The 6,590-nt window shown below is 64.9% G+C and carries 6 protein-coding genes; 1 reads left to right on the forward strand and 5 read right to left on the reverse strand.

The features are described from left to right. Positions 1–236 precede the first annotated feature (236 nt). From JQ632_RS38685 to JQ632_RS38705, 5 genes are all read right to left on the reverse strand, one after another. Positions 237–1,328: a TRAP transporter substrate-binding protein gene (locus JQ632_RS38685; protein ID WP_212407968.1), complete on the reverse strand. Its 1,092-nt coding sequence runs from the start codon at positions 1,326–1,328 to the stop codon at positions 237–239. 314 nt (positions 1,329–1,642) lie between these two features. Next, positions 1,643–2,953, reverse strand: coding sequence for an NAD(P)H-dependent oxidoreductase (locus JQ632_RS38690; RefSeq protein WP_212407969.1), 1,311 nt, complete (start codon positions 2,951–2,953; stop codon positions 1,643–1,645). A 162-nt stretch (positions 2,954–3,115) separates the two neighbouring features. Continuing rightward, the gene (locus JQ632_RS38695) at positions 3,116–3,916 is read right to left on the reverse strand and encodes a phytanoyl-CoA dioxygenase family protein (protein WP_212407970.1); all 801 of its coding nucleotides are present in this window, start codon (positions 3,914–3,916) and stop codon (positions 3,116–3,118) included. Positions 3,917–4,047: 131 nt separating this feature from the next. Beyond that, positions 4,048–4,725 (reverse strand): GntR family transcriptional regulator, encoded by a 678-nt coding sequence (locus JQ632_RS38700; protein WP_212407971.1) that lies wholly within the window; start codon positions 4,723–4,725, stop codon positions 4,048–4,050. Between the two features lie 156 nt (positions 4,726–4,881). Then, the gene (locus JQ632_RS38705; RefSeq protein ID WP_212407972.1) at positions 4,882–5,763 is read right to left on the reverse strand and encodes a sigma-70 family RNA polymerase sigma factor; all 882 of its coding nucleotides are present in this window, start codon (positions 5,761–5,763) and stop codon (positions 4,882–4,884) included. Between the two features lie 132 nt (positions 5,764–5,895). On the opposite strand from JQ632_RS38705, the gene JQ632_RS38710 reads away from it, so the two are divergent. Next, positions 5,896–6,351, forward strand: a complete 456-nt coding sequence (locus JQ632_RS38710) for a carboxymuconolactone decarboxylase family protein (RefSeq protein WP_212407973.1) — start codon at positions 5,896–5,898, stop codon at positions 6,349–6,351. Positions 6,352–6,590: the final 239 nt, after the last annotated feature.

Here is a 6,590-nt window from a genome sequence, read left to right on the forward strand (position 1 = left end):
CCGACCCGAACACTGATCACCACCCTTCATCGCAACCTCCTTTGGCAGAGTGTCGCGACGACCGGTTGAATCCGCCCAGGAGCGCCCGGTCGAGCCGGGCGATGACAGCGGAGAGCGTGATACGCGTGCGCATCGCAATGACGGAGCACAGAGATCAGCGCCACTCGCACAAAAAGCCCCGGAGACATCTCCGGGGCTTTCGTCGTTTCAGGGCCTTGCGCGAACCGCGCGACGCCTCAGGTGCGCGTGCGCATCCGCATCATGAAGCTGTCGTAGCTGAGCTCGGCGACCTGCATCCAGGCCAGCGATTCGTTCCGGAACGCCGACAGGCTGGAGTACATCTTGCCGAAGTGCGGATTGCTCTTGGAGAGATCGGCGTAGATCTCGTTGGCCGCGTTGTAGCAGGCCTCCAGCACTTCCTGCGGGAACGGTTTCAGGATCGCACCGGCAACCAGCAGGCGCTTCAAGGCCGGCGGGTTGACGTAGTCGTACTTGCCCGTGACCCAGGTGAAGGTGTCGCGCGATGCGGTCTCGATCGCGGCCTGGTAGTGCTTCGGCAGCGCGTTCCACTTGTCGAGATTCATCACGTTGTGGCCCTGGCCGGTGCCCTCCCACCAGCCGGGATAGTAGTAGTATTTTGCGACCTTCACGAAGCCGAGCTTTTCGTCGTCATAGGGGCCGACCCATTCCGCGGCGTCGATCGTGCCCTTTTCCAGCGCCGGATAAATGTCGCCGCCCGCGATCTGTTGCGGCACGCCGCCGACTTTTGCGATGATGGTGCCGGCAAAGCCGCCGACGCGGAATTTCAGACCCTTGAAATCCTCCATCGACTTGATCTCTTTCCGGAACCAGCCGCCCATCTGGGCGCCGGTCGAGCCGGTCGGAAGACCGATCGTGTTGTACTCCTTGAGCAGGTCGTTGAGCATCTCGGTGCCGCCGCCGAACAGCAGCCAGGATATGTGCGCGCGCGTGTTCAATCCGAACGGCAGCGACGTCCCGAAGGTGAAGGCGGGGTTCTTGCCCCAGTAGTAGTACAGCGCCGTGTTGCCCATCTCGACCGTGCCGTTCGAGACGGCGTCGAGCACCTGAAGGCCGGGCACGATTTCGCCGGCTGCGAACGGCTGGATCTGGAACTTGTTGTCGGTGACTTCGGCGACGCGCTTGCAAAAATATTCGCAGCCGCCATAGAGCGTATCCAATGCCTTCGGCCAACTTGCGGCCAGCCGCCACCGCACCTCCGGGTTGGTCTGTGCGATCGCCGGTGCGGCCACGGCCGTGCTTGCTGCCAGGCCTGCGCCCGTCACCTTCAGGAAATCACGACGCTTCATGCGTACTCCTCCATTATTGCCGACGTCTCGACAATGGGGACGATCTTGGTGTCGTCTTGTCTTCGCCGAGTGATCGACGTTGTTTGTTGAGCGTTCCCGTGGGCCCTTGTGGGCCCTTGTTGTTGGAATTCCGAGCTTTGCGGTTCCGCGGGGGAGGATGGCCCGGCGTCCCCCGATAATCAAGCGCCTAGCTCCCGCCGCAGTTGCGAAGGGCCCGCCGTTTTCGCTGGACGAAAGTCTAACCCGACGCTGCCGTCCCTGCCGGTCCGATGGGCAGCGGTCGCACGCGCCATTTTCCGGCACTTTTGCACATGTCAGGATTTTGCGAACGCTGCTTCCATCGCCTTGCGCGTCCTGATGGTGTCGTTGTTCGGATCGAATTCGACGTCGCTCCAGCGCACGATCTCGCCATGGCCGACGTCGTGCCTCAGGCTGAGACGGTGCGCAAGCCCGATCGGCAGCGCGCCGGCCTTGAGGCTGTCCGCCGCCGGCACCAGCTTGCCCCACACCGTGTAGCCGCCTTCGCCGTCGAGCATCTCGCCGGCGCGCAAGTCTCGCTTCGCAACCGATACCACGTCGCCGCGAAAGCCCCGGGCCTGACCGGTGGCCTCGTCGCGCAAGGCGGCCGAGAGCACCGAGATGTTCAGCTCGAGCCCGATCAGATGATAGGGCTTGTACATCGCGGCAAACCGTCCGCTCGAATCGGTCTTCAGCCCGTACTGCTTGAAACAGTCCGCCGCGTAGTCGTTCGGCGCCTCCAGCACAACATAGACGCCCCAGCGCAGGTCGCGGAACACCGGCCGGCCGTCGCGCTCCAGCGAAGACACCACCTCGACCACGCCGGACCGCTCCAGCATCCCGCCCTTGTCGTGCGGGCGCATGATGTGCGGGAGGTCGTCGACGCCGCACGGCGGAAACAGCAAGCCCTGCGACGGGACGTCGAGCGTGCAGGCGTTGGCAATCGCAGCCATCTCGATCGCCGATTTGGTGCCGTCGAGGAAGGAGTTGAACATCTGCGGATTCATGCCGGCCGACTGCGCTTCGGCTGCGGTCAGCCCATAGTGCTGCCAGACGCCGTCGGGCGTCACGTCGTGATAAGCGGGCAGGTATTTCGTGCCCTTGCCGGCGGCCACCACGCGAAAGCCGGTGGCACGGGCCCAGTCGACCATCTCGGCCGTCAGCGCCGGCTGGTCGCCATAGGCGAGCGAATAGACTACGCCGGCCTTGCGCGCTTCCTCCGCAAGCAGGGGGCCTGCGAGCACGTCGGCCTCGACATTCACCATCACGATGTGCTTGCCGGCCGCGATCGCCGCGCGGGCATGGCGGATGCCGACGGCGGGATTGCCCGTCGCCTCCACCACAACATCCATCGCGCCGCCCGCAATGGCGCGCACGCCGTCGTCGGTGAAGACGGTGGCGGCGATGCGGTCGGCGTCCCAGCCGACGGTACGGCAGGCCTCGCGCGCGCGGTCGCGGTCGATGTCGATGATGATCGACACCTCCAGCCCCGGCACATGCGGCACCTGCGACAGGAACATCGAGCCGAATTTCCCGGCGCCGATCAGCGCCACGCGCACGGGTTTTCCGGCGCTGCGGCGGGCTTGGAGGAGGGAGAAGAGGTTCATGAGAAGGATCCAAGGATTCTTGATTTCGAAGAGACGTGTGCGAACTCTCCGGTCGTCATGGCCGGGCTTGACCCGGCCATCCACGTCTTGCCGCCGTGATCGTGTCAAGGCGTGGATGCCCGGGACAAGCCCGGGCATGACGCCCGTGGACGCAGGGTCGTCCTACTCCGCCGCCTGCCGCGGCGCACGTGCGAGGCGCAGTAGCGCGTCGTCGTCGACCGTCTTGATCGGCGCGAAATCGCGGTGGGCAATGTAGTCCGCCCGCGTCGGTGTGCGGATGTAGTTGGAGACCGCGTTCAGCGTCAGGTACACGATCTTGCGCGGGTAGGGGGTGATGTTGCCGCTCGAGCCATGCACGAGATTGCCGTGGAACATCAGCATGCCGCCGGGTTTTCCGGTCGGCGCCACGATGCCGCCCTGCTTGACCAGCCGCGTCACGGTCTCCTCGTCGAGCGTCCACAGCGGATACGATGTCGTCGAGAGGTCGTGCGAGGCCTGAAGGTCGCCGGCATTCTGGCTGCGCGGTACCAGCATCAGCGGGCCGTTGATCGGCATCACCTCGTCGAGGAAGATCGCGATGTTCATCGCGCGCGGCTCCGGCATGCCATCGTCGCGCTTCCAGGTGCCGTAGTCCTGGTGCCACTGCCAGACGTCGCCAGTGAAGGCCGATTTCGCGTTGATCTTGAACTGGTGCATGTAGACCGGCTCGCCAAAGACCTGCTCGACCGGCTCGATCATGCGCGGATGCGCGCCGAGCACGCCAAAAGCCTCGTTGTAGAGATGCGCGGCAAAGGCTGTGCGCGGTGCGCCGCTCTTCTCGCGCCAGACCTCGGGGCGGTTCGCGTCGTAGATGGCGACCGCTTCGCGCGCGAGGAAATCGACCTCCTCTTGGGCAAACAGCTCGGGCAGGAACAGCCAGCCCTCGCGTTGGAAGAACTCCAATTGCTCCTGGGTCAGTTTCATGTCGCATCCTCCTTGTTTTGTTATTTTCTCTGTCGTCATGGCCGGGCTTGACCCGGCCATCCACGTCTTGCCCACGTTCAGGAAAGAACGTGGATGCCCGGGACAAGCCCGGGCATGACGGAGCGTAGTTGCTACGCCGCCGCTTCCTCCGTCGCCCTCAATCGCTCCTCGGTCATTCGTCCGGCGTTCTGCGCATGCGCAAGCGCAGCGCGTTCGGCAGCGCTCGTCTCGCCCGCGAGAATGTGTCCCGCGATCGTTGCGTGCTCCGCCCACGCGCTCTCGCGATAGTCGAGCTCGGACAGCACCGTCGCCATCGAGCGGCGCATATGCGGCCATTGCGGCGCGATAGTCGCTTCGATGACGGGGTTGCCGGCGAGCTGATAGATCGCGCGGTGAAAGTCGACGTCGAGCGCGATCAGCTCGTTGAGCGGCGTCTTGCGGGTGATGCGGTGGCCGGCGCGCAGCGCCGCTTCCAGCCGCGCGCGGCCCGCGGCATCGCTCTTGGCGCGTTCGGCGGCGAGCCGCGCCGCCAGCGCGTCGATCGCACCGCGCACATCGTAGAGCTGGCGGATGCGCGCGGGATCGAGCTGGGTGACTTCAAAGCCGCGCTTGCCGCTCTCGGCGACGAGCCCCTGCCGGTGCAACAGATGCAATGCGTGCGACACCGGCTGGCGCGACACGCCGAGCCTGTCGGCGAGCTCGTTCTGCCGGATGCGCTGTCCAGGCTGCAGCGTGCGGTCGGTGATCGCCTCCAGGATCCGCGCATAGACCTGGTCGATCAGATTGGGGAGCGGGTCGAGAGGGATCACGCCGGCGGCCCTTTCGGAATACGGAATTCCGTATTCGAAGCTACTCTCGAGTGCGAGAGGCGTCAAGCGCGATGAGCTTGCTCTATAAGCCAATGAAATTGCTTTAATTTCTCGCCGCCGATCTCCTTCCGCTTGCGGGGCGAGGCGAAGGACACCCTACTTCCCCTTCTCCTGTTCGAGCACGTCCACGTCGAGCGTGCCGAGCCGCTCCGCGTCGGCCACCGCTTCGACCTCGGCGATCCGGTCGCCCTTGAAGGTGAGGCGCAGCGCGATGCGCAGGCGTCCGCCGAAGATGACGGCGACGCCGAGCTCGCCGTCGACCAGCGCCGGCCGTGCGGCCTGCGCACGTCCCTTGAAGGCGTTTGCGACCGCGTCGGCACCTCTGATTTCGGCGAGCGTGCCGAGCCGCACCGCGGCCTGATCGGCCCGCATGATGACATCAGGGTCGAGCACCGCGAGCAGGCCCTCGAAATCGCCCTCGCGCGAGGCGGCGAGAAATGCGTCGACGATTCTTCGCTCGCGGCTGAAGTCCGCTTGCGGCTGAGGTGCGCCCTGCACGCGGCGCCGGGCCCGGCTGGCAAGCTGCCGGGAGGCCTCCACCGAGCGGCCGACGATCGGCGCGATCTCCTCGTAGGGGACGGCGAACATGTCGTGCAGCACGAAGGCGAGGCGTTCGGCTGGTTGTAGCGTCTCCAGCACCACCAGCAGTGCTGTGCCGACGGAATCGGCCATCTCGGCTTCGCGCTCGCGCGCGTCATCGACCGGCTCCGGCACGTGCGGACCAAGCCGATCCTCGCGGCGCGATTTGCGCGCGCGCAACATGTCGAGGCAGATGCGCGCGACCACGGTGGTCAGCCAGCCTCGCAAGTTCGCGATGTCGCTGGTGTCGTAGCGGCTGACCCTGAGCCAGGTCTCCTGCACGGCATCGTCGACCTCGCCGCGGGAGCCCAGCATCCGGTAGGCGACACCGCGCAGATGATCCCGGTTGGCCTCGAATTGCCGGGCCAGAAAATCGCCGTCGAAATTATTTTGGGTCATCGGTCACGTTCCCTGTCTGTCGTCCGTCATGCCTATGACGAAGCGAATCCGGCCGATGTGACAGCAATGGCGCCGGAACCGTCGAAAATCAGCCGGCAGGCCTGCCGGCGCCACAGATGGAGACACGACATGATGCACGCTCGCATGAATCACCCGGTCATGGTTTTGCCGGACGCCATGAATGTCCTGCAATCCCTGGGCAATTTGACCAAGCAGGGGTTGCCGGAGAAGCTTCTGGAACTCGTGCATCTGCGCGCAAGCCAGATCAACGGCTGCAGCGTCTGTGTCGATATGCATCCAAAGATCGCCCGCAAGCTAGGGGAGACCGACGAGCGCATTTTTGCTGTCTCGGCCTGGCGCGACACGCCTTATTTCACCGAAGCCGAGCGCGCCGCGCTGGCGCTCACGGAAGCGCTGACAAGGCTCTCCGATCGCGCCGACCCCGTGCCCGACGATATCTGGAACCAGGCCGACAAGCATTTTGACGAAGCCGAGCTCGCAACCCTGCTGCTGGCGATCGCCGCGATCAACGTCTGGAACCGGCTGAACGTTGCAATCAAGATGCCGGTGGGTGTGTGGAAGGTGTAGGGCGCCTTCTTACCCTCCCCTGGAGGGGGAGGGTCGGCTCACATTGAGCGCAGCGAAAATGTGAGACGGGGTGGGGTGACGGTCTCTCCATCTCGAACACTGCCCGAGTTGAGAGATCACCCCACCCCGCTCGCGCTGCGCGCGATCGACCCTCCCCCTCCAGGCAGGGGAATCGCATATGGGTTTTCGCTAGCTATTGCATTGTAAGGCAAGACGGATTCTGAAGACGACTCCCGGGT

It is taken from the genome of Bradyrhizobium liaoningense, assembly GCF_018130955.1.
GTDB classification, from domain to species: domain Bacteria; phylum Pseudomonadota; class Alphaproteobacteria; order Rhizobiales; family Xanthobacteraceae; genus Bradyrhizobium; species Bradyrhizobium liaoningense_C.